The organism is Tardiphaga sp. vice154 (assembly GCF_007018645.1).
GTDB lineage: Bacteria > Pseudomonadota > Alphaproteobacteria > Rhizobiales > Xanthobacteraceae > Tardiphaga.
On the sequence record NZ_CP041399.1, the window covers coordinates 4863180 to 4884067 of the forward strand.

The window sequence follows — 20888 nt, forward strand, 5'->3', positions numbered from 1 at the left end:
TTGCGACGAAGCAATCCAGTTCTTCCCGATCTCGTGGCTCTCTGGATTGCTTCGTCGCTTCGCTCCTCGCAATGACGACGGAGCGCTAGATCCGCTCCACCATCTGCTTGATCAGCGTGGTGATGCGGCCAGTCGGCGATTCCAGTTGCTCCATCACGGTGAAATGGTTGGCGCCGGGAATTTCCTCGTAGCTGACCGGCAGGCCGTGCTGCGCGCGGAACGCGGCGAGATCCGCGCTCTGCTGGCGAAGAATCGGCAACTCGCCGCCGCCGACCACGATCGACAGCGGCGCCGCGGGGCCGCCGTCCTGCATCAGCGGCGATTGGCGCTGCGCCATCGCCTCGTCGAGCTGCAGCTTCTCGTTGAGATAGGAATGCCGGATCGGCTCCAGGTCGTAGATCCCGGAGATCGCGACGCCGCCCTTGATTGCCGGATGATTGAGCGTGGTGGCGGTGAGATGACCGCCGGCCGACCAGCCGGAGACCACGATGCGCTGGGGGTCGCCGCCCAGCGCCGGCAATTGCTCGACCAGCGCATCGACGCTGGCGTGCAGTTCGGCGACGATCTGGTCGAGCGAGGCCTCAGGCGCCAGCGTGTAACCGACCACCGCGACGTTGATGCCATGCGCCATCGGGCCGGCCGCAAAGCAGGTGAAGAAGTCCTTGGAGCGCATCTGCCAGTAGCCGCCGTGGATCAGCAGCAGGGTCGGCCCGCCCTCGGCGGCCTTCATGAAATCGAATTTGTTGCGCTCGGCGGGACCGTAGGAGAGGTCGAGATGCGCGGGGTATTTCGCTTTCATCGTCTCGGAGCGCTTCACCCAACCGGCGGAGATCTCGGAACTGTTGGAAACGGCCAGGCCGTTGTTGAGCCCGGCATCGAGCTGCTCACGGCTCATCGCGCGCCAGTCTGTTTCGCCGAAAGGCTTACCCATGGTTGCATCCCCGCTATGCGGGCGACAGCCCGCGATTCCACAAGTCCGCAAAATGGTCTACACGGCTATTTCGTCGGGATCGACAACAATGCGGCAACGAACTGGAGACGTGCGTGGCGACTGATCAAACACTCATCAAGGCCACGGCCTGCACCATTGTCGACAAGCTCAATGCCGGCGAGGTCTCGCCGCTGGAATTGCTCGACGTGCTGGAAGCCCGCATCGCGGAAGTCGACGGCCAGGTCAACGCGCTGCCGACCCTGTGCTTCGATCGTGCCCGCGCCTCCGCCAGGGAATTGATGAAGCAGCCGGTCGGAAGCCGCGGCCTGCTCGCCGGCATGCCGGTGCCGATCAAGGACCTCACCGCAGTTGCCGGCGTGCGAACGACGCAGGGTTCGTTGATCTACAAGGACGTCGTGCCCGCCGAGTCCAACATCCTGGTCGAGCGCCTCGAAGAGAACGGCGCGGTGATCTACGCCAAATCAAACACGCCGGAATTCGGCGCCGGCGCCAACACCTTCAACGACGTGTTCGGCCCGACCTTGAACCCGTGGGACCTGTCGAAATCCTCCGCCGGCTCCTCCGGCGGCGCGGCCGCGGCGCTGGCCTCCGGCACCGCCTGGCTGGCGCAGGGCTCCGACATGGGCGGCTCGTTGCGCAGCCCGGCCTCGTTCTGCGGCGTGGTCGGCCTTCGCCCGAGCATCGGCCGCGTCGCCAACACGCCCTCGGCGGCGGTGGACCGCACGCTCGGCGTCCAGGGTCCGATGGCGCGCAATGTCGAGGATCTCGCGCTTCTGCTCGACGCGATGAGCGGCGAGCATGTCGCCGACCCCTTGTCGCTGCCGCTGTTGCCGACGTCGTTCCTGTCGGCCGCGCGCTCCGGCAAGGCCCCAGTCCGCGTTGCCTATTCGCCGGACCTCGGTGGCATCAGCCCGGTCGATCCCGAAGTGATCGAAATCACCCGCAAGGCGGCGATGCGTTTCATCGAGGCCGGCGCCCTCGTCGAGGAAGCCTCGCCCGACCTGCGCGAAACCCATGACTGCTTCCATGTGCTGCGCGCCCACGACTTCGCGTTGACCAAGGTCGACCTGTTGCGCGACAAGCGCGAGCTGTTGAAGCCGGAAGTGATCTGGAACATCGAGGAAGGAATCAAGCTCAGCTTCGACGACGTGCAACGCGCCGAGGCGCAGCGCCTGGCGATGATGAATCGCACGCTGGAGTTCTTCAAGACCTACGACCTCCTGATGATCCCCTCGACCATCGTGCCGCCCTGCCCGATCGAGGATCGCTACGTCGCCGAATGCGCCGGCCACAAGTTTGACAACTACATCGAGTGGCTGACGCTGGTGTCGGCGATCACGCTGGTATGCTGCCCGGCGCTGTCGCTGCCGTGCGGCTTTACCTCCAAGGGCCTGCCGGTCGGATTGCAGATCGTCGCCCGGCCGCGCGCCGAGGCGCAGCTATTGGCCGGCGCGCGCGTGCTGGAAGACATCCTCGGCCTGCGCGGCACCACGCCGATCGATCCGCGCCCCGCGAAGTAAGGCCCGCGGCAAGAGCGCTGCTCGTTTCGACGAAACCTCTGCCGATGCCGCCATCATTGCGAGCGCAAGCGAAGCAATCCAGAAAGCTACAAGGGAAGACTGGATTGCTTCGTCGCTTTGCTCCTCGCAACGACGGCTGAGGGCGTGTTGCTGTCCCCCGGCAACGGGGTCGCTTTAGACTTTCGTCGCATAGGACGCGCCCGCAGTCCGACCTTCGCGACATTGCGTTGCAGCAAACCCACACCTCGGCACCTCAGCCTCCATCATTTGGATGCTGCATTGCAGCCACGAGCATTGGCTTTTGGGCAGGATCGTGGCAACGCAGCATTTCATTTCACGGAATAGGACTGACACGTGGCAGAACAGATTGCGGCGCCGAACCCGGACGGCAAACTCCATTTCGACGACGCCAGCAAGCGCATCAAGGCGATCTTCATCGGCTCGATGGGCAACCTGGTCGAATGGTATGATTTCTACGCCTACACCGCTTTCGCGCTGTACTTCGCACCGGCCTTCTTCCCCAACAGTGACCCCGTGGTGCAGCAGCTCAACGCCGCCGTCCTGTTCGCCGCGACCTTCCTGATGCGTCCGCTCGGCGGCTGGCTGTTCGGCTACCTCGCCGACACATATGGCCGGCGGCTGTCGCTGACCCTGTCAGTACTGTGCATGTGCTTCGGCTCGCTGATCATCGCCTGCACGCCGACCTATGCGACGATCGGCTTTGCCGCCCCGGTGATCCTAGCCTTCGCCCGCATGATCGAGGGCCTCAGCCTCGGCGGCGAATACGGCGCCAGCGCCACCTACCTCTCCGAAGTCGCTGATCCCAAGCATCGCGGTTTCTATTCGAGCTTCCAGTACGTCACGCTGATCGGCGGCCAGTTGACCGCGATCATCGTTCTGATGCTGCTGCAGAAGGTGTTTCTCACCGAGCAGGAGCTGAAGGACTGGGGCTGGCGGATTCCGTTCGTGATCGGTGCCCTCCTCGCCGTGTTCGCCGCCGTGATGCGCCGCGACATGCACGAGACCCCGCAATTCCTCGAAGCCAAGCGGTTGAAGAAGCCGATGGGTTCGATCCGCGGCCTGCTGAAGTACCCGCGCGAACTACTCTTGGTGGTCGGCCTCACCGCCGGCGGAACCGCGGCGTTCTATACGTTCACCACCTACATGCAGACCTTCGTCAAGCTCTCGGTCGGCCTGACCACCGACCAGACCACTACGGTGATCTTCGGCACGCTGATCTTCGCCTGCCTTTTGCAGCCGCTCTATGGCGCGCTGTCCGACAAGATCGGCCGCAAGCCGCTGCTGATCTTCTTCGGCGTTGCCGGAACGCTTTCGACGATCCCGATCCTGACGCTGCTGAAGGACACCAAGTCGCCCTTCGTGGCGTTCCTGCTGATCTGCTGCGCCTGGGTGTTCGTCGCCGGCTATACCTCGATCAACGCGGTGGTGAAGGCCGAATTGTTCCCGACCAACATCCGCGCGCTGGGTGTCGGCCTGCCCTATGCGCTGACGGTCTCGATTTTCGGCGGAACCGCGCCGGCGATCGCCTTGTATTTCAAGAGCCTGGGCCACGAGGAATGGTTCTATTATTATCTCAGCGGCATGATCTTCCTCTCTCTGATCATTTACGCCACCATGCGCGACACCAAGCACAACTCGGCGATGCACCGTCACGACTGACGGCGGCGTCGGAAACGACGGAGCACAGCGATGACCGACGATAATCTCCCGCCGGACTCAAAGCTGACCACCAGCAAGCAACGCTGGGCGCGCGAGGGGAAATTCCTCACCGGCAAGATCGCGCGCCCGGAAGACCAGCGGCTCCCGCCCGGCCAGCACCTGACGAAGGACTGGCCGGTGCTGGACCTCGGTGTCACGCCGAACATTTCGAAAGAACGCTGGCGGCTCGACGTCTACGGCGCGGTCGAGCAGCCGCTGTTCTGGGATTTCGCGGAGTTCACCGCGCAGCCGCAGCAGCAATTCATCTCCGACATCCACTGCGTCACCACCTGGTCGCGCTACGAAAATGCCTGGGACGGCCTTTCGACGCGCGAATTGCTGGCGGCGTGCAAGCCGCGTAACGAGGCGCGCTTCGTCGTGCTGCATTCGCATGACGGCTACACGACAAATCTCGCGCTGGAAGATTTCGCGGCCGAGGACGCGCTGCTGGCCCATGCCTGGCAGGGCGCGCCGATCGAGCGCGACCACGGCGGGCCGGTGCGGCTGATCGTGCCGCATCTGTATTTCTGGAAGAGCGCCAAGTGGCTGCAAAGCATCGAGTTCGTCACGGAGGATAGGCCCGGCTACTGGGAAGTCCGCGGCTACCATAACCGCGGCGACCCGTGGCTGGAGCAGAGGTATTCGGACGATTGATCTCCCGAGCTGTCATCCTTCGAGGCCGTCGCAAGGGCGACGGCACCTCAGGATGACGGTAGAGTGGGTGGCACCAAACAGATCAAGGAGCCCGCCGTGCCCACCGAACGCTTCCAGTTTCCCGGCACTGACGGCCATCTGCTGGCCGCAGCACTCGATCTGCCGGATGGTCCCATCCGCGCCACGGCCTTGTTCGCGCATTGCTTCACCTGCAGCAAGGATTCGCTCGGCGCCAAACGGATCGCGACCGCGCTGACCGCGCGCGGCATTGCCGTGCTGCGGTTCGACTTCACGGGCCTGGGCTCCAGCGAAGGCGATTTCGCCAATTCCACCTTCTCCTCCAACGTCGCCGACCTCGTGCTGGCCGCCGATCATTTGCGGGGCCATAGCAAGGCGCCGGCGCTGCTGATCGGCCACAGCCTCGGTGGTTCCGCAATCCTCGCCGCCGCCGCGCAGATCCCCGAGGCCAGAGCGGTGGTGACCATCGCGGCGCCGTCGGATCCTTCTCACGTTACGCACCTGTTCGCCGACCGTCTCGACGACATACGCACAAAGGGCGAGGTCGAGGTGCAACTCGCCGGCCGGCCGTTCCGTATCAAGCGCGAATTCCTCGACGACGTCGCCGATCACAATCTGGCGACCCATATCGCCCGGCTGCGCAAGCCGCTGTTGATCCTGCAATCGCCGACCGACGACACCGTCGGCATCGACAACGCGACGCGGATCTTCCTGGCTGCGAAACATCCCAAGAGCTTCGTGTCGCTCGACGGCATGGACCATATGCTGACGAAACAGCACGATGCAGTGTACGTCGCCGACCTGATCGTCGCCTGGGCGGCGCGCTATCTCGATGCGGTCGTGACAGCGGCGCCGGTCGTGATCGAGCAAGACCCGCGCAAAGTGGTGGTGCAGGAAACCCGCGCCAGCAAATTCCACCAGCAGGTGACGATCGGCCCGCACCGGCTGTTCGCCGACGAGCCTCTTTCGGCGGGCGGGGCGGACAGCGGTCCCAGTCCCTACGACCTGCTGCTCGCCGCGCTCGGCGCCTGTACCGCGATGACGATGCGGCTCTACGCCGACCGCAAGGCGCTGCCGATGGATCGCGTCACGGTGACGCTGCGGCACGGCAAGATCTACGCGAAGGATTGCGCGGAGTGCGAGACGAAGGATGGCATGCTCGACCAGATCGAGCGCGTGATCGCCATCAGCGGCGCGCTGGATGCGGAGCAGCGCCAGAAATTGATGGAGATCGCCGACAAGTGCCCGGTGCACCGGACACTGACATCTGAAGTTCGAATCGTCACGACGGCGGGGGAGTAGTTTTGCAGGGTGCGCCGCACCCTGCACGTCATTGCGAGGAGCGAAGCGACGCAGCAATCCAGAAGGCCACGAAATCTGCAAGAGCTGGATTGCTTCGTCGCAAGGGCTCCTCGCAATGACGAGGAGAGGCCGGTGGGCATCGCGATGACAGCGCTCTCATCACACTAAAATGGCCGGGAAGATCCCCGGCCATTTCGTCTTCAATTCACTAAAGAAATCCCAGTCTGGCTCACGCCTGGCTGGAAATCTCCTTGCCGAGCGCCGCCTGTGCGGCCGCCAGACGTGCGATCGGCACGCGATACGGCGAGCAGGACACGTAGTCGAGGCCCGCCTGGTGGCAGAACGCTACCGACGCCGGATCGCCGCCATGTTCGCCGCAGATGCCGACCTTGATATTCGCCCGGGTCTTGCGACCGCGCTCGACACCGATCTTCACCAGTTCGCCGACGCCGCTGCGGTCGATCGAGATGAACGGGTCGATCGGCAGGATGCCCTTGGCGATGTAGGTGCCCAAGAAGCTACCCGCATCGTCGCGGCTGATGCCGAAGGTGGTCTGCGTGAGATCGTTGGTACCGAACGAGAAGAACTCGGCGGTCTCGGCGATCTCGCCGGCCATCAGGCAGGCGCGCGGCAGTTCGATCATGGTGCCGACGGTGTAGTTCAGCTTGCCGCCGGTCTCCTTCAGCACCGCCTGCGCGGTGGCGTCGATGCGGGCCTTGACGAGGTCGAACTCCGCCTTGGTCGCGATCAGCGGCACCATAACTTCGAGCACCACCAGTTCGCCGGTGCTCTTGCCGGCTTCAATCGCGGCTTCGAACAAAGCGCGCGCCTGCATCTCGGCAATTTCTGGATAGGCAATCGCCAGACGGCAGCCGCGGAAGCCCAGCATCGGGTTGAACTCGGCGAGATCGCGGGCGCGGTCGGCCAGCTTCTTCGCGTCGGTATTCATCGCCTTGGCGACTTCTTCGACCTCGGCCTGGGTGTGCGGCAGGAATTCGTGCAGCGGCGGATCGAGCAGCCGGATGGTAACCGGCAGGCCCTTCATGATCTCGAACAGCTCGACGAAGTCCTCGCGCTGCATCGGCAGCAGCTTGGCCAGCGCCGCGCGGCGGCTCTCCTCGTCGTCCGCCAGGATCATCTCGCGCACGGTGCGGATCCGGGTCTCCTCGAAGAACATGTGTTCGGTGCGGCACAGGCCGATGCCTTCGGCGCCGAATTTCAGCGCGGTGCGCGCATCGTTCGGGGTATCGCCGTTGACGCGGACCTTGAGCTTGCGAACCTTGTCGGCCCAGCCCATCAGCGTGTTGAACTCGCCGGACAGTTCCGGCTCGATCATCGCCATGCGGCCGGCCATCACATGGCCGATCGAGCCATCGATGGTGATGATGTCGCCCGCCTTGAAGGAGCGGTCGCCGATCGACATGGTGCCGCGGCTGTAATCGACCCGGATGGTGCCGCAGCCGGAGACGCAGGGCTTGCCCATGCCGCGCGCCACGACGGCCGCGTGCGAGGTCATGCCGCCGCGGGTGGTGAGGATGCCTTCCGCTGCGTGCATGCCGTGAATGTCTTCCGGCGAGGTTTCGACGCGCACCAGAATCACCTGATGTCCGTCGGCCTGCAGCCGTGCGGCTTCTTCCGACGAGAACACGATTTCGCCCGAAGCGGCGCCCGGCGACGCCGGCAGGCCGGTCGCGATGATGTCGCGCGGCGCGGCGGGATCGATGGTCGGGTGCAGCAGTTGGTCGAGCGAGGCGGGATCGATGCGCGACACCGCGTCGTTCTGCGAGATCACGCCTTCATTGGCGAGTTCGACCGCGATGCGGATCGAGGCCTTGGCGGTGCGCTTGCCGTTGCGGGTCTGCAGCATCCAGAGCCGGCCCTGCTCGACCGTGAACTCCATGTCCTGCATGTCGCGATAGTGCTTCTCGAGCTGCGTGTAGATCCGCGTCAGCTCTTTGAAGGCTTCCGGCATCGCGGCTTCCATCGACGCCTTGTCGGAGCCGGATTCGAGGCGCGCGGCTTCGGTGATGTCCTGCGGGGTGCGGATGCCGGCGACGACGTCCTCGCCCTGCGCATTGATCAGGAATTCGCCGTACAGCCGGCTCTCGCCGGTCGAGGGATTGCGCGTAAACGCTACGCCGGTGGCCGAGGTGTCGCCCATGTTGCCGAACACCATGGCCTGAACGGACACCGCGGTGCCCCAGGATCCCGGAATGTCGTGCAGGCGGCGATAGGTGATCGCGCGCGCGTTCATCCAGGAGGAGAACACCGCGCCGACCGCGCCCCACAGCTGCTCGTGCGGATCCTGCGGGAATTCCTTTCCGGTTTCGTGCGCAACGGCTTCCTTGTACTTGCCGACCAGCGCCACCCAGTCGTCACCGTCGAGATCGGTGTCGAGGTTGTAGCCCTTGCTGTCCTTGTAGGTGTCGAGGATGTCCTCGAAATGATGGTGCTCGAAGCCCATCACGACGTCGGAATACATCGTGATGAAGCGGCGGTAGCTGTCATAGGCGAAGCGCTTGTCGCCGGACAGTTCGGCCAGCGCTTCCACGGTGGTGTCGTTGAGGCCGAGGTTGAGAACGGTGTCCATCATGCCCGGCATCGAGGCGCGGGCGCCGGAACGCACCGACACCAGCAGCGGGTTCTTCGGATCGCCGAAGCCCTTGCCGGTGATCTTGCCGACGGCGGCCAGCGCCTTCTCGACCTGCGCCTTGAGGTCTTTCGGGTAGGTCTTGTCGTTGGCGTAGTAATACACGCAGACCGAGGTCGGGATGGTGAAGCCGGGGGGCACCGGCAGGCCGAGATTGGCCATCTCGGCGAGGTTGGCGCCCTTGCCGCCGAGCAGGTCGCGCAGACCGGCCTTGCCCTCGGCCTTGCCGCCGCCGAACGAATACACCCACTTGCCGGCCTGGATCTTGTCGGCGATCGGCTTGGCCGCGGGCTTGGCGGCAACGGTCTTGCCCTTGGCAATAACCGGCTTCTTGCTGGCGGTGGGCTTCGCCACGACCGGCGGCTTCTTCGGCGCCAGCTTCCTGGCGACGACCTTCGGGGCGACCTTGGCGGCCGGCTTCGCTTTCGCGACAGGCTTCTTCGCGGATTTCCCGGCTTTTTTCGCCACGGCCTTCGCCGGCGGCTTCTTCAACGCCTTGCGGGCGGGAGCCGCTGCGGCCTTCGCGACCTTTTTGGTTTTGGCAGCCGCCTTGGAGTTGGCGGCGGCCTTCGTGGTCTTCGATGCGGTTTTAGCCATGATCTACAATCGATCCGCGAGAGGAAACGTGGGGAAAAGCTGCCGCCTTACACCACGTTTTGGCGGGTTGGCGCAAGGCAACCAGATCAAGCGCGCTACGAAATGTTCAACATCTTCAACACGCCGAGGCCGGCCAGGCCGATGAAGATCAGGTAGATGGCGACGATCAGGTTGAGCAGACGAGGCATCACGAGAATCAGGACGCCGGCGATGAGGGCGACGATCGGCTGGATATGGGCGGCCGTGAGGACCATGGGAAACTCCAGGAGCTGAGGGGTGGGTCGAATCGCTGCGGAAATCTAACCCGCACAAGGGGTTGCCGATACAGACGCCTGCCGGACGCAGGAGTTCCCGATCTTCGCGCGCATTGCATCAAATACCGGCATTCCGTGCCGCTGCATTCCGGAACGTTCTGGGCGACGCGGGATTGGGGAAGGAGGCTGGGCGGCGAGCAGCCCGGCGCAGGCCGGGTTCATCCCGAAGGAGAACTTGATGCGAAACAGGATCATCGCGATCGTCGCATTGGCAGGCGCTCTCAGCGCGCCGCTGGCGGCTCAGGCGCAAGAGACCACCATGGGCGTCGCCCGCAGCGGCCAGGCCGTGATCGTCGGCGACAACGACCCCGACGGCATTACGGTATCCGAGCGCCCGGCGTTCCGGGAATACGTCGTGCGCGAGCGCGTGCCGACCTACACCGTGCCGGAGCGCGTCGTCGTCGGCACGACGTTGCCAGACGCTGGCGTGACCTATTACGACGTGCCGCAGAGCGTGGCGCAGACGCCGTATCGCTACACCGTGGTGAACGAAAAGACGGTGCTGGTCGAGCCGCGTACGCGACGCATTGTCCAGGTGATCGACTAGTCGATCATCTGACGCCGAATTCGTTCAGGCGCATTCAAGGCGACTGAGCGAGAAAGCCCCGCCCGGACTTCCCCGCCGGACGGGGCTTTTCTTTGCCTGCGCGCCGGCCCTCCCCGTCATTGCGAGGAGCGAAGCGACGCGGCAATCCAGAAAGCCGCAGGCTACGCGAGGGCGGGATTGCTTCGTCGCAAGGGCTCCTCGCAATGACGGGGAGGGACCGCGCGTGAATTGGCGGGCTAGTCCTGGATCTTCGAGAAATCCGCGACCGCGCGCGTCGCGGCGCGGATCTCGTTGAGCAGCTTCAGCCGGTTCTCGCGCACGGCTGCGTCGTCGTCGTTGACTTTCACCTTGTCAAAGAACGCATCGACCGCCGGCCGCAGCTTGGCCATCGCCGTCATCGCGCTGGCGAAGTCTTCCTTCGCCACCGCAGCAGACGCCTCCGGCCCGACCTCGACAATCGCGGCTGCCAGCGCCTTCTCCTCGTCGAGCTTGTAGAGCGAAGGCTCCGGCGCGCCGTCATAGGCGCGCTTGTCCTTCTTCTCCTCGATGCCGAGAATGTTCGACGCCCGCTTGACGCCGGCCCGCAGATTCTTGCCGTCGTCGGTGTCGAGGAATTTGGCCAAAGCCTCGACGCGGCGGACCACCATCAAGAGGTCGTCCTGACCGCCGAGCGAGAACACGGCGTCGACCAGATCGTGGCGCGAGCCCTGCTCGCGGAGTTGGCCTTTGAGACGGTCGGCGAAGAAGTCAACCAAGTTGAAGATCCCACTAATCGCGAATTCGGCTTCCTCGAACGAGATCTCCTTAGGCAATACCTTTTTCTCAAAATCTTTGAATATACGCTTCGCTCGACGAGCGGAAAGACCTTCAACTTCAAGCTGTTCCAACGCCCGATATTTGCGATCCAAATTCTGATGCGCCATGTCAATTCGAACAGAAATATCCGCCGACATGCAAATGTCTACGAGAGGTAACTTAAGTTGGTGTTCTATGAGAATCCGAACAACGCCCAGAGCAGCACGCCTCAGTGCAAATGGATCTTTACTACCGGTCGGCTTCTCGTCGATGACCCAGAAGCCTACCAGCGTGTCAATCTTGTCGGCCAGCGCCACGGCGATGCTGACGGGATCGGTGGGCACACGATCCGCCGGACCCTGCGGCTTGTAATGATCCTCGGATGCCGTGGCAACGGCGGCATCCTCGCTTTGCGCCAGCGCGTAGTACTTGCCCATCAGGCCTTGCAGCTCCGGGAATTCGCCGACCGCTTCGGTGAGCAGGTCGGCCTTCGCGAGTTGGGCTGCGCGCTTTGTTTTTTTAACGTCGGCACCGACCAGCGGCGCGATCTGGGCAGATAAATCGACGAGACGCTGAATTCGATTGGCCTGGCTGCCGAGCTTTTCGTGAAACACGATGTTTTCGAATTTCGGCAGCCGGTCTTCCAGCTTCGTTTTCAGGTCGGTGTCGTAGAAGAATTTTGCATCCGACAATCGCGCGCGGATCACCCGCTCGTTGCCCGCAATGATAGCGGCGCCGCCGTCGGAGGCTTCGATATTGGCGGTAAGGATGAACTTGTTGACGAGACGGCCGGTGGCGGGTTCGCGCACCACGAAGCACTTCTGGTTGGTGCGGATGGTGGCGCGGATCATCTCGTCGGGAATCGCGAGAAACGCCTCGTCGAACGAGCCCATCAGCACCACCGGCCATTCGACGAGACCGGCGACCTCGTCGAGCAGCGCGGGGTCTTCGACCAGTTCGAAATTCTGCGCGGCGCAGAGCGTGCGCGCGTCGGCCAGGATGATCTCGCGGCGCCGCTCGGGGTCGAGCACGACTTTCGCGTGTTGCAGCTTGCTCACATAATCGTCGAAGCGGCGCACCGGGATCTCTGATGGAGCCATGAAGCGGTGACCGCGCGTGACCTGCCCGGCAACGATACCGCCGACTTCGAACGGCACCACCTCCGGCTCTTCGGTCTCGATGCCGAACGAGGCGATGATGGAATGCAGCGGGCGCACCCAGGTCAGCGCGGTGGACTTGGCCGAGGCCGCGCCCCAGCGCATCTGCTTCGGCCACGGGAAGGTGCGGATGATCAGCGGCAGGATTTCCGCCAGCACGTCGACCGTCGGCTTGCCCGGCTTCTCGGTCAGCGCGATGTAGAAGTCGCCCTTCGGATCGCGCTGGATCTTGGCTTCATCGAGCGAGTTCAGGCCGGTGGCCTTGAGGAAGCCGGCGATCGCGGCCTCGGCGCCGCCGACGCGCGGGCCCTTGCGTTCCTGCTTGAGGTCGGACTGCCTGTTGGGAATGCCGTGCACCGTCAGCGTCAGCCGCCGCGGCGTCGCAAAGGCTTTCGCGCCTTCGTAGACGAGGCCCTCGGCGACGAGGCGATCGGTGACCATGCGACGCAAATCCTCCGCCGCCTTTGCCTGCATGCGCGCGGGGATCTCTTCGGAAAACAGTTCGAGCAGAAGATCGGGCATCAGTTTTTCTCCCCACGGAGGGAAGAACCACCCGCGTCCGTATGCATCCAGGCTTCGCCGCAGGCTTTCGCCAGGTCGCGGACGCGCATGATGTAGCTCTGGCGCTCGGTGACCGAAATCACGCCGCGGGCGTCCAGCAGGTTGAAGACGTGGCTCGCCTTGATGCACTGGTCATAGGCCGGCTGCGCCATCAGATGCGCGTCGCGTTTGTCGTTCTTCCAGCCGGCGTCGAGATATTTCTTGCAGGCGCCCTCGGCCATTTTGAACTGCTCGAACAGCATGTCGGCGTCAGAGTGCTCGAAATTGTGCCGGGAATATTCCTGCTCGGCCTGCAGGAAGACGTCGCCATAGGTGACTTTCTCGTCGCCGTCGCGGCCGTTGAAATTGAGGTCGTAGACGTTATCGACGCCCTGCACATACATCGCCAGCCGCTCGAGGCCGTAGGTGAGTTCGCCGGCCACCGGCGCGCATTCGACGCCGGCGACCTGCTGAAAGTAAGTGAACTGGCTGACTTCCATGCCGTCGCACCAGCACTCCCAGCCAAGCCCCCAGGCGCCCAGCGTCGGGCTCTCCCAGTCGTCCTCGACGAAGCGCACGTCATGCAGCGCGGTGTCGATGCCGATCGCCTTCAGCGAACGCAGATAGAGATCCTGCAAATCCGGCGGCGACGGTTTGATGATGACCTGGAACTGGTAATAATGCTGCAGCCGGTTCGGGTTCTCGCCGTAGCGGCCATCCTTCGGCCGGCGCGACGGCTGCACATAGGCGGCCTTCCAGGGCTTCGGGCCGAGCGCCCGCAGCGTGGTCGCCGGATGGAAGGTACCCGCGCCCATCTCCATGTCGTAAGGCTGCAGGATCACGCAGCCCTGGTCGGCCCAAAAGCGCTGCAGCGCGAGGATGAAGCCCTGGAAGGATTTTTCCGGGCGCATGTGCGGGGGGATGGAATCGGTCACGTCGGGGGTCACGATCTCTGGATTCAAGGGGCAAATTTCAAGGGGCTGGGCGCGCGGACCGTATCGGCGGGGGGCCGGGGAATCAAGGCAATGCGGGGTATTGCAGGTGCCTGCCGCTTAACCCGGCGCTAACCATGCCGGTCGGGTGCGGTCCGCCGTCTGTCGATCGTTAGGAATTGTCTTTTACCAATTGACGATCGGACGGAACGAAAGTCCCCGTCCGTGCTTGTTAAAGCGAAGGCCAGCGCGCCGACGACCCGCTCTGGCCCAGACTACGGACCTCCAAGTCCAGACTAACGTAGACTTCCAAACGTTTGCTCGCCGGTTTCAAGGATGGTGCCCCATCCTGAAACCGGCGCAAATATTTTGGGGGTCTTTTTCGTGCTTTGCGGCCTCAGCCCGGCCGATACGCCCCGGTCGCCGGATCGCGTCGCAGGGTCCGGACGTCGGCCGGCTCGGCAGGTTCGGTGACCCGCGCCAGCCGCGCCTCTTCCAGCTCCTGATTGATCCGCTTCGCGGTCCGGTAGGCCCAGCGAACGACGGCGGCGCTTCCGAGCGCGCCGGCAATGGCAACCAGCGGCGGCATCGCGCGATCCTTGTCGGTCATGATTCACACCTCATCAAAGCATTGTCGCGCAGACCGAACCGTCCCGCAATTAACTTTTGCGGCACCAAACCACCCTCAAAAGCCGAATCTGGCCCAGATCGCTCTCGTTTCCAGCGCCGAAATCACCTGCTCCGGCAGCCCGGACAGCCCGTCGAGCGAGAGCTGGGCCCCGGCGCCAGACCTGCGGCCGATCAACCCGGCCAGCATGCCCGCCGGCTGCGTGATGACCGGCATCTGTACCTTCTCGCCGAAACGGGTGCGCAGCACGCTGCGGAGGTCGCCGATTGCATCGACCAGGCCGAGCGCGATCCCGCTTTCGCCGGCCCAGTATTCGCCGGAGAACAGCACGTCCTCGGCGCCCTTCAGACGGGCGCCGCGGCTGCCCTTCACCAGCGCGATGAAGATGGCGTGGATCTCGCGCTGCAGGGTCTTGATGCGGGCGACGTCTTCCGGGTTTTCCGGCAGGAACGGGTCGAGCGTCGCCTTGCGCTCGCCGGCGGTATAAAGCCGGCGCTCGACGCCGATCTTGCGGATCAGTTCCTGGAACCCGAAGGTGCCGCCGACCACGCCGATCGAGCCCACGATCGAGGACGGATCGACGAAGATCTCGTCGCCGGCGCAGGCGATCATGTAGCCGCCGGAGGCCGCGACGTCCTCGACGAACACCAGCACCGGCAGTTTCTTTTCTTCGGCCAGATGACGGATGCGCAGATAGATCTGCCGCGACTGTACCGGCGATCCGCCCGGCGAATTGATCACCAGCGCCACCGCCTTGGCGTTCTTGGTGGCGAACGCCTTGTCGAGCAGTTTGGCGACGCCCGCCAGCGAAAGGCCCGGCCGCAGCGGCGTCGCCGCTCCGATTACGCCGGACAGCCGGACCACCGGCACCACCGGGGCGCGCGTGCGGAACCGGGCCGGCAGCAGGCCTTTCAGCGTCGTCAAAAGGTTGGATTCGATCATTAAGTTTACCTCGATCTTAACCGTATTTTATCGCGCCGATGGCATGAACCAGCAGCCGCGTTTCGCGTTGCAAAGATAACAGGCCAGCGCGCCGTCTCCGGGAGAAGACATGAAAATCTATCTGCTCATGCTGATCATCGGCACCCTGCTCACGGCGATCCATTTCACATCGACGCCGCAGAAACGTTCCGAAACCCAGCCGCAATAATCACCCAGCAAGGCGCTATAGCGACGCCAGTGAAAGCGTCGCTTTTCCGGCCAGAACTTCTGACATGTAGGGATCGGATGCTCCGGTTGCATCCCGCAGGTTGATCCCCGGATAAATCGCCGCAGGCGCGCGGCCCCCTTTGATCGCCTTCACCAAAATCCGGATCGCGGGCTTGGCCGGATCGCCGTGCACCGGCAGCAACGAGATGCTTCCGAAGCCTTTCTCCAGCGCCGCCACCACCTCGCACAACCCGTCGCCCCGCCAGATCAGCGTCAGCGCGCCGCCTGACCGGAGCAGTCGTCGCGCCGCATGAATCCAATTTTGCAGCGTCGAAGATGTTGCAACATGGGCGACCGCGCGGGCCGCATCCGGCGAGGCGCGATGACGCGTCGCATCGTTGTATGGCGGGTTCATCAGCACGACATCGACACCATCCGGCGGCAGGCCGGCTGCGGCAAAGACGTCGGCCGGCGACGAGAGGTCCATCCCGATCACCTTCGCAGCGATCCCATTGGCCGCCGCATTGTCGCGCGCCAGCCTGGCCAGCCGTGGATCGATCTCCACCAGCGTCAGCGAGATACCCTTGACGCGCCAGGCCAGCGCCAGACCGGCGGTGCCGACGCCGGCGCCGAAATCGACCACGCGGTCGCCAGGCCGCGCGGCGGTCGATGCCGCCAGCAGGATGGCGTCGTGGCCGGCACGATGGCCGCGTGCCGGCTGGCATAGCTGCAGCTGCCCGCCGAGAAAGCCATCGCAGGTGGTCGCGATTTCCGCCTCCGGCGCCATTTCAGCCATCGTCGCGCAGCTCGTGGGCCAGCCCGGCATCGGTCAGGACCTGCCGCGCTTCGGATGCATCGTCCTCGTGAACCAGAATCCGGCGCGGGATGACCCCGACCGAGCCTTCCAGAATACTCATGTTCTGGTCCAGCAACAGATGAGGGATATTGGCGCCGTCGAGCAGCGCGCCCACCGCGGACACCAGCACGACATCATTGGTTCGCAGCAATTCGCGCAATTGGCGCTCCTTTGTCATCACAAGGTCGTCCCGCGGCCATTGCCCGGCCCGTCGCCCTTGCCGCACTGGCCGGCAGTTTCTATTGTGCGGAACAGCGTTTCCGGGCTGGTTCAGCGACACGACACCTGTTTTTCACCTGAATTCGTCCTATTTGACCATCAGCGTCTTCCGGCACGGTCCATCCCGTCCGTCTGGCAAGGCTCTCGCACTTCGGAGATTTTTCGCGTGGCGGTGATTGTACCCTTCGAGAGCCCCTCGACTGCATCGATAGATCAACTGGTCGGCCTTGTCGCTCCCGATATGGAGCGCGTCAACGCGACGATCCTGTCGCGCACCGGTTCCGAAGTCACCATGATCCCCGAGGTTGCCAACCATCTGATCTCGTCGGGCGGCAAGCGGCTGCGGCCGATGCTGACGCTGGCGATGGCCAACCTCACCGGCTACAGCGGCGAAGGCCATATCAAGCTCGCCGCCGCCGTCGAATTCATGCACACCGCCACGCTGCTGCACGACGACGTCGTCGATCAGAGCGAGCTGCGCCGCGGCAAGCTGTCGGCGCGGATGCTGTGGGGCAACGAGGCCAGCGTGCTGGTCGGCGATTTCCTGCTCGGCCAGGCGTTCCGCATGATGGTCGAGGTCGGCTCCTTGCGCGCGCTCGACATCCTGTCGTCGGCCGCCGCCACCATCGCCGAAGGCGAGGTGATGCAGCTTGCTGCCGCGAAGAACACTGCCACCACCGAAGACGAATATCTGGCGGTGATCCGCGGCAAGACGGCGGAACTGTTCGCCGCGGCCTGCGAGGTCGGGCCGGTGATCGCCGGCCGGCCGAAGGCCGAGCAGACCGCGTGCCGCTCGGTCGGCATGAATCTCGGCATCGCCTTCCAGCTGGTCGACGACGTGCTGGACTACGGCGGCAAGGCCGCCAAGCTCGGCAAGAACGTCGGCGACGATTTCCGCGAGGGCAAGATTACGCTGCCGGTGGTGCTGGCCTTCCGCCGCGGCAACGACGCCGAGCGCGCGTTCTGGGTAAAGGCGCTGGAACGCGGCGAGATCAACGACGGCGATATCGACCAGGCGATCGGCCTGATGACCAAGCATCGCGCGCTCGAAGACACCATGAACCGCGCCCAGCATTACGGCGCGATGGCGGTGGACGCGCTAGCGCTGTTCCCGACCTCGCCGATGAAGACCGCGCTCGAGCAGGTCGTGGCGTTCTGTCTGGCAAGATCGCACTGAGGGGCGCGTAGCCCGTATGAAGTCGGCGACGCCCGCACAAGCGCGCGACGGTGACGAAATACGGGAAAAGAGCCGATCTGAATGGGCCGGCCCCGGATTGTCATCCGGGCTACGGACAACGGTCTTAACTCAACGCCCCGGCGTGCACCCACCACTCGGGATGCGCGAGCGTGATGGCCGCGGCGGCGCGCTTTGCTGCCGCATCGTCGTCAAAGATCGCAAAGCAGGTCGCGCCCGAGCCGGACATGCGCGCGAGCCGCACATTTTTAGCATCGCGCAGCGCGGATAGCACCTCGCCGATCACCGGTTCGACCTTCAGCGCCGGCGCTTCGAGGTCGTTGGTCCCCGCGGCTAGCGCCTTGATCCAGGCCTCGACCGGAGCGCCCTCGCCGGGCCATTTCGGCGCCTTCAGCACGTCGGTGACGCCGACGCGAAGCTGTCCGTGCTTCAGGCCGAGTTCCTTGAACACATCTTTCGTGGCCACCGGCACCCGCGGATTGACCATCACACAAGGCAGCCGCGGCAGCGACAGCGGCATCAGATGGTCGCCGACGCCGGACATCACGCAGGCGGTCGATGGCAGGCAGACCGGCACGTCGGCGCCTGTCAGCAGGGCCACGTCGATCAGGCGGAGATCGTCGAGCTCGAGGCCGTTGGCGCGCGCCAGCAGGCGCAGCGCCGCGGCGGCATCGGCCGAGCCGCCACCGATCCCGGCCGCGACCGGCAGATGCTTGTCGAGCGCAAAGGCACCGAGCGTCAGGCCCTCGACGCGCTCGCCGAGCAGCCGTGCCGCCTTGATGACGAGGTTGTTGGCGCCATCGCCACATTCGGCGGCGCCAGGCCCGGTGGTCACGAGCGCGAGTTCCGCTCCCGGCTCGAAGGTCAAGCGGTCCGCGCAATCGGCGAACGCTACGACGCTTTCCAGATCATGATAGCCATCGACGCGCCGGCCCATCACCCGAAGGGTGAGGTTGACCTTAGCGCGTGCGTCGTCCCCCAGCGCCGGCATCTTCTAATCCCCCAGCCCGCGGTCAGCCGCCCTTGCCGTCTTCTTTTTTGCCGTCATTGGATGCCGCCGCCGGCTTTGCGTCGTCGGGCAGGCCGTTTTCCATCTTGGCTTCGATCTTCGGCAGTTCTTCGGCTTCCGGCTTCAGATCCTTGGCGTGCTGCCACTGGAACCTGGCCTCGAGCGTGCGGCCGACGCGCCAGTAGGCGTCGCCGAGATGGTCGTTGATGGTCGGGTCTTCCGGCTTGAGGTCGATGGCGCGCTCCAGCGTCTTCACCGCGTCCTCGAAATTGCCGATCCGGTAATAGGCCCAGCCCAGCGAATCGACGATGTAGCCGTCATCGGGGCGCTGATCGACGGCGCGCTTGATCATCTTCATGGCTTCGTCGAGGTTGATGCCCTGGTCGATCCAGGAATAGCCGAGATAGTTCAGCACATGGGGCTGCTCGGGCTGCAGCGCGAGCGCCTTGCGCATGTCGGCCTCGGCCTTCGCCCACTGCTTGGAACGCTCCTGGCAGATGCCGCGGAAATAGAACGACACCCAGTTCGGCTTGTCGCCTTGGGCGGCCTGCACGTCGATGCCCTGGGTATAGGTCAGCGCGCAGTCTGCGAACTTCTTCTTGCCGCGCTCGATATTGCCGAGCGCCATGATCGCTTCGAGATCCTTCGCATCCTCCGAGATCACGCCCTTCAGGATCTTGATGGCCTCCTCCGAGCGATCGACGGCATCGAGATCGGTCGCCTGCTGGATCTGCGCGTTGCGCTTCAAGGGCGAGGCGGCGGGCACGCGCTCATAGACCTTGATGGCCATCGCCGGTTTCTTCACGGACTCGTAGAGGTCCGCGAGCGACAGCAGCGCCAGCGAATGGTCGGGCTTCAGGTATAGCGCCAGTTGCAGATAGACGAGCGCCAGATCCTCGCCGCCGCGCCGGGTCAGCGACGCGCCGATGCCGTACAGGGCTTCGGCGGCGCCCGCCTGCGGGCTGTCGGCCAGCGGGGTCAGCTTCTTGCCGGCCTTGGTGTCGCGGATGCCTTCCAGCACAAGCGGATGACGCGCCAGCTTGGCGTTGAAATTCTCATAGACCGCCTGCGCCGCGGCGTCGTCCTTGTTGCGCGACAGCCAGCGCGCGTAGCCGTCGGCGACGCGCAGCGCGGAATCGTCGAGCTTGTAGGCGCGCTCGAAGCGGGCGCCGGCTTCCTTCTGCTTGCCCGCCAGGTCGAGCAGCAGCCCGGCATGCAGGTCCTTGAAGATCGGATACCATTCCGGCCCGACCAGCTTGTCGATATTGGCGATCGCGGTCTTGCTGTCGCCGGCGCCGAAGCTCGCCCAGCCGGACAGCAAGGTGGCGACGAGATCGGTGATCGGGCCGCGGATCGACTGGTTGATGTTGCTCTGCGCCGCCGTGTATTTCTTCAGCTTGAGATCGCGGACGCCGACCACGAGGCGCGCCACGCGGTTCGACTTGTCGATCAGCAGGATGCGATCGGCGAGCTTGACGGCTTCCTCGATGTCTCCATCGGCCAGCGAGGAGATAAAGGCGCGGTCGAGCAACTCGTTGTTCTTCGGATCAGTGCGCAATGCGGAGCGGTAGAAGGCCGCAGCCGAGGTGGCGTCGCGCTCGACGCTGGCATGGCGGGCCGCCAGATAGCTGCCGGCGGTGGTCAGCGATTTCAGGTCTTGCTTGGAAGGAAATTGCGCCGTGCTGTCCCCGGTGTGATCGGGCGTCTGGGCCGACGACGGCAGCGGCATCGCCAGCATGGCGACGGCGGAGGTAGCGAGCATCAGGCGATGAAAACGGTTGGAAAACATGAGGTGCGCCGAGCTCCAGAAATGACAGGCAAGAAGACGTGCAGGCTTTGGCAAGCCAGTTGGCTGCGCAGCCAACTGGCAGCACAAGCCGCCAACAATGCCGCGTTTGGCGCCCGATCGCAAGGATCGGGGGCCTTCGGACGGAGTCGCCGGCAATACCGCCAATCCCCGGCGATAGGCCGCAGATATCACGATCATCCCTGAAAACGCTTGTTCTGTGGCGGCATCGTGACGCGAGGCATGACGCGCCGCTGCTGCCGCGTCTGGTGACGATGACGTGATCGGTGGAGCGAAGGCTCTTACTTCACCTCTCCCTATCGGGGAGAGGTCGACCGGGCAGAGCGCA

At 64.4% G+C, this 20888-nt stretch carries 17 protein-coding genes; 6 read left to right on the plus strand and 11 right to left on the minus strand.

Going from position 1 to position 20888, the window contains the following annotated elements:
• Positions 1-85: 85 nt before the first annotated feature.
• Positions 86-931 (minus strand): alpha/beta hydrolase, encoded by an 846-nt coding sequence (locus FIU28_RS22900; RefSeq protein WP_143575414.1) that lies wholly within the window; start codon positions 929-931, stop codon positions 86-88.
• A gap of 113 nt (positions 932-1044) precedes the next feature.
• Here FIU28_RS22900 and FIU28_RS22905 point away from each other — a divergent pair, with 113 nt between their 5' ends.
• From FIU28_RS22905 to FIU28_RS22920, 4 genes are all read left to right on the plus strand, one after another.
• Positions 1045-2472, plus strand: a complete 1428-nt coding sequence (locus tag FIU28_RS22905; protein WP_143575415.1) for an amidase — start codon at positions 1045-1047, stop codon at positions 2470-2472.
• A gap of 444 nt (positions 2473-2916) precedes the next feature.
• On the plus strand, positions 2917-4152 hold the full coding sequence (locus FIU28_RS22910) for an MFS transporter (RefSeq protein WP_143576351.1): 1236 nt from the start codon (positions 2917-2919) through the stop codon (positions 4150-4152).
• Positions 4153-4182: 30 nt separating this feature from the next.
• Positions 4183-4845 carry a sulfite oxidase-like oxidoreductase gene (locus FIU28_RS22915; protein WP_143575416.1) on the plus strand — a complete coding sequence of 221 codons (663 nt, stop codon included), beginning with the start codon at positions 4183-4185 and terminating at the stop codon, positions 4843-4845.
• 96 nt (positions 4846-4941) lie between these two features.
• Positions 4942-6165: a bifunctional alpha/beta hydrolase/OsmC family protein gene (locus FIU28_RS22920; protein WP_143576352.1), complete on the plus strand. Its 1224-nt coding sequence runs from the start codon at positions 4942-4944 to the stop codon at positions 6163-6165.
• Between the two features lie 229 nt (positions 6166-6394).
• Here the strand turns inward: FIU28_RS22920 and ppdK are convergent, their stop codons facing one another.
• Both ppdK and FIU28_RS22930 read right to left on the minus strand, forming a co-directional pair.
• The gene (ppdK, locus tag FIU28_RS22925; protein ID WP_143575417.1) at positions 6395-9412 is read right to left on the minus strand and encodes a pyruvate, phosphate dikinase; all 3018 of its coding nucleotides are present in this window, start codon (positions 9410-9412) and stop codon (positions 6395-6397) included.
• A 95-nt stretch (positions 9413-9507) separates the two neighbouring features.
• Positions 9508-9666 carry a DUF3096 domain-containing protein gene (locus tag FIU28_RS22930; protein WP_143575418.1) on the minus strand — a complete coding sequence of 53 codons (159 nt, stop codon included), beginning with the start codon at positions 9664-9666 and terminating at the stop codon, positions 9508-9510.
• 238 nt (positions 9667-9904) lie between these two features.
• On the opposite strand from FIU28_RS22930, the gene FIU28_RS22935 reads away from it, so the two are divergent.
• Positions 9905-10273, plus strand: a complete 369-nt coding sequence (locus tag FIU28_RS22935; RefSeq protein WP_143575419.1) for a DUF1236 domain-containing protein — start codon at positions 9905-9907, stop codon at positions 10271-10273.
• Positions 10274-10509: 236 nt separating this feature from the next.
• Here FIU28_RS22935 and glyS read toward each other — a convergent pair whose 3' ends face one another.
• From glyS to FIU28_RS22965, 6 genes are all read right to left on the minus strand, one after another.
• Positions 10510-12747, minus strand: coding sequence for a glycine--tRNA ligase subunit beta (gene glyS / locus FIU28_RS22940; protein ID WP_143575420.1), 2238 nt, complete (start codon positions 12745-12747; stop codon positions 10510-10512).
• Entirely contained in the window at positions 12747-13676 is a 930-nt protein-coding gene (locus tag FIU28_RS22945; RefSeq protein WP_441351633.1) for a glycine--tRNA ligase subunit alpha, read from the minus strand. Before FIU28_RS22945 ends, glyS begins: the two co-directional genes overlap by 1 nt.
• A 418-nt stretch (positions 13677-14094) precedes the next feature.
• Positions 14095-14286: a hypothetical protein gene (locus FIU28_RS22950; RefSeq protein ID WP_143576353.1), complete on the minus strand. Its 192-nt coding sequence runs from the start codon at positions 14284-14286 to the stop codon at positions 14095-14097.
• Positions 14287-14382: 96 nt separating this feature from the next.
• Positions 14383-15267, minus strand: a complete 885-nt coding sequence (locus FIU28_RS22955) for a S49 family peptidase (protein WP_143575422.1) — start codon at positions 15265-15267, stop codon at positions 14383-14385.
• A 223-nt stretch (positions 15268-15490) separates the two neighbouring features.
• Entirely contained in the window at positions 15491-16270 is a 780-nt protein-coding gene (locus tag FIU28_RS22960) for a tRNA1(Val) (adenine(37)-N6)-methyltransferase (protein ID WP_246660781.1), read from the minus strand.
• The gene (locus tag FIU28_RS22965) at positions 16263-16490 is read right to left on the minus strand and encodes a putative signal transducing protein (protein ID WP_143575423.1); all 228 of its coding nucleotides are present in this window, start codon (positions 16488-16490) and stop codon (positions 16263-16265) included. The genes FIU28_RS22960 and FIU28_RS22965 overlap by 8 nt, the downstream gene beginning before the upstream one ends.
• Positions 16491-16715: 225 nt before the next feature.
• On the opposite strand from FIU28_RS22965, the gene FIU28_RS22970 reads away from it, so the two are divergent.
• On the plus strand, positions 16716-17726 hold the full coding sequence (locus FIU28_RS22970) for a polyprenyl synthetase family protein (protein ID WP_143575424.1): 1011 nt from the start codon (positions 16716-16718) through the stop codon (positions 17724-17726).
• Between the two features lie 124 nt (positions 17727-17850).
• Here the strand turns inward: FIU28_RS22970 and FIU28_RS22975 are convergent, their stop codons facing one another.
• Positions 17851-18735 carry a 4-(cytidine 5'-diphospho)-2-C-methyl-D-erythritol kinase gene (locus FIU28_RS22975; protein WP_143575425.1) on the minus strand — a complete coding sequence of 295 codons (885 nt, stop codon included), beginning with the start codon at positions 18733-18735 and terminating at the stop codon, positions 17851-17853.
• Positions 18736-18757: 22 nt separating this feature from the next.
• Positions 18758-20542 carry a tetratricopeptide repeat protein gene (locus FIU28_RS22980; protein WP_143575426.1) on the minus strand — a complete coding sequence of 595 codons (1785 nt, stop codon included), beginning with the start codon at positions 20540-20542 and terminating at the stop codon, positions 18758-18760.
• Positions 20543-20888 lie beyond the last annotated feature (346 nt).

What these genes read in the sequence shown, in the direction of transcription:
- FIU28_RS22900 (WP_143575414.1), bottom strand. Translation starts at nt 931, where the DNA reads ATGGGTAAGCCTTTCGGCGAAACAGACTGGCGCGCGATGAGCCGTGAG.
- FIU28_RS22910 (WP_143576351.1), top strand. Translation starts at nt 2,917, where the DNA reads ATGGGCAACCTGGTCGAATGGTATGATTTCTACGCCTACACCGCTTTC.
- FIU28_RS22915 (WP_143575416.1), top strand. Translation starts at nt 4,183, where the DNA reads ATGACCGACGATAATCTCCCGCCGGACTCAAAGCTGACCACCAGCAAG.
- ppdK (WP_143575417.1), bottom strand. Translation starts at nt 9,412, where the DNA reads ATGGCTAAAACCGCATCGAAGACCACGAAGGCCGCCGCCAACTCCAAG.
- FIU28_RS22930 (WP_143575418.1), bottom strand. Translation starts at nt 9,666, where the DNA reads ATGGTCCTCACGGCCGCCCATATCCAGCCGATCGTCGCCCTCATCGCC.
- FIU28_RS22935 (WP_143575419.1), top strand. Translation starts at nt 9,905, where the DNA reads ATGCGAAACAGGATCATCGCGATCGTCGCATTGGCAGGCGCTCTCAGC.
- glyS (WP_143575420.1), bottom strand. Translation starts at nt 12,747, where the DNA reads ATGCCCGATCTTCTGCTCGAACTGTTTTCCGAAGAGATCCCCGCGCGC.
- FIU28_RS22945 (WP_441351633.1), bottom strand. Translation starts at nt 13,676, where the DNA reads ATGCGCCCGGAAAAATCCTTCCAGGGCTTCATCCTCGCGCTGCAGCGC.
- FIU28_RS22950 (WP_143576353.1), bottom strand. Translation starts at nt 14,286, where the DNA reads ATGCCGCCGCTGGTTGCCATTGCCGGCGCGCTCGGAAGCGCCGCCGTC.
- FIU28_RS22955 (WP_143575422.1), bottom strand. Translation starts at nt 15,267, where the DNA reads ATGATCGAATCCAACCTTTTGACGACGCTGAAAGGCCTGCTGCCGGCC.
- FIU28_RS22960 (WP_246660781.1), bottom strand. Translation starts at nt 16,270, where the DNA reads ATGGCTGAAATGGCGCCGGAGGCGGAAATCGCGACCACCTGCGATGGC.
- FIU28_RS22975 (WP_143575425.1), bottom strand. Translation starts at nt 18,735, where the DNA reads ATGCCGGCGCTGGGGGACGACGCACGCGCTAAGGTCAACCTCACCCTT.
- FIU28_RS22980 (WP_143575426.1), bottom strand. Translation starts at nt 20,542, where the DNA reads ATGTTTTCCAACCGTTTTCATCGCCTGATGCTCGCTACCTCCGCCGTC.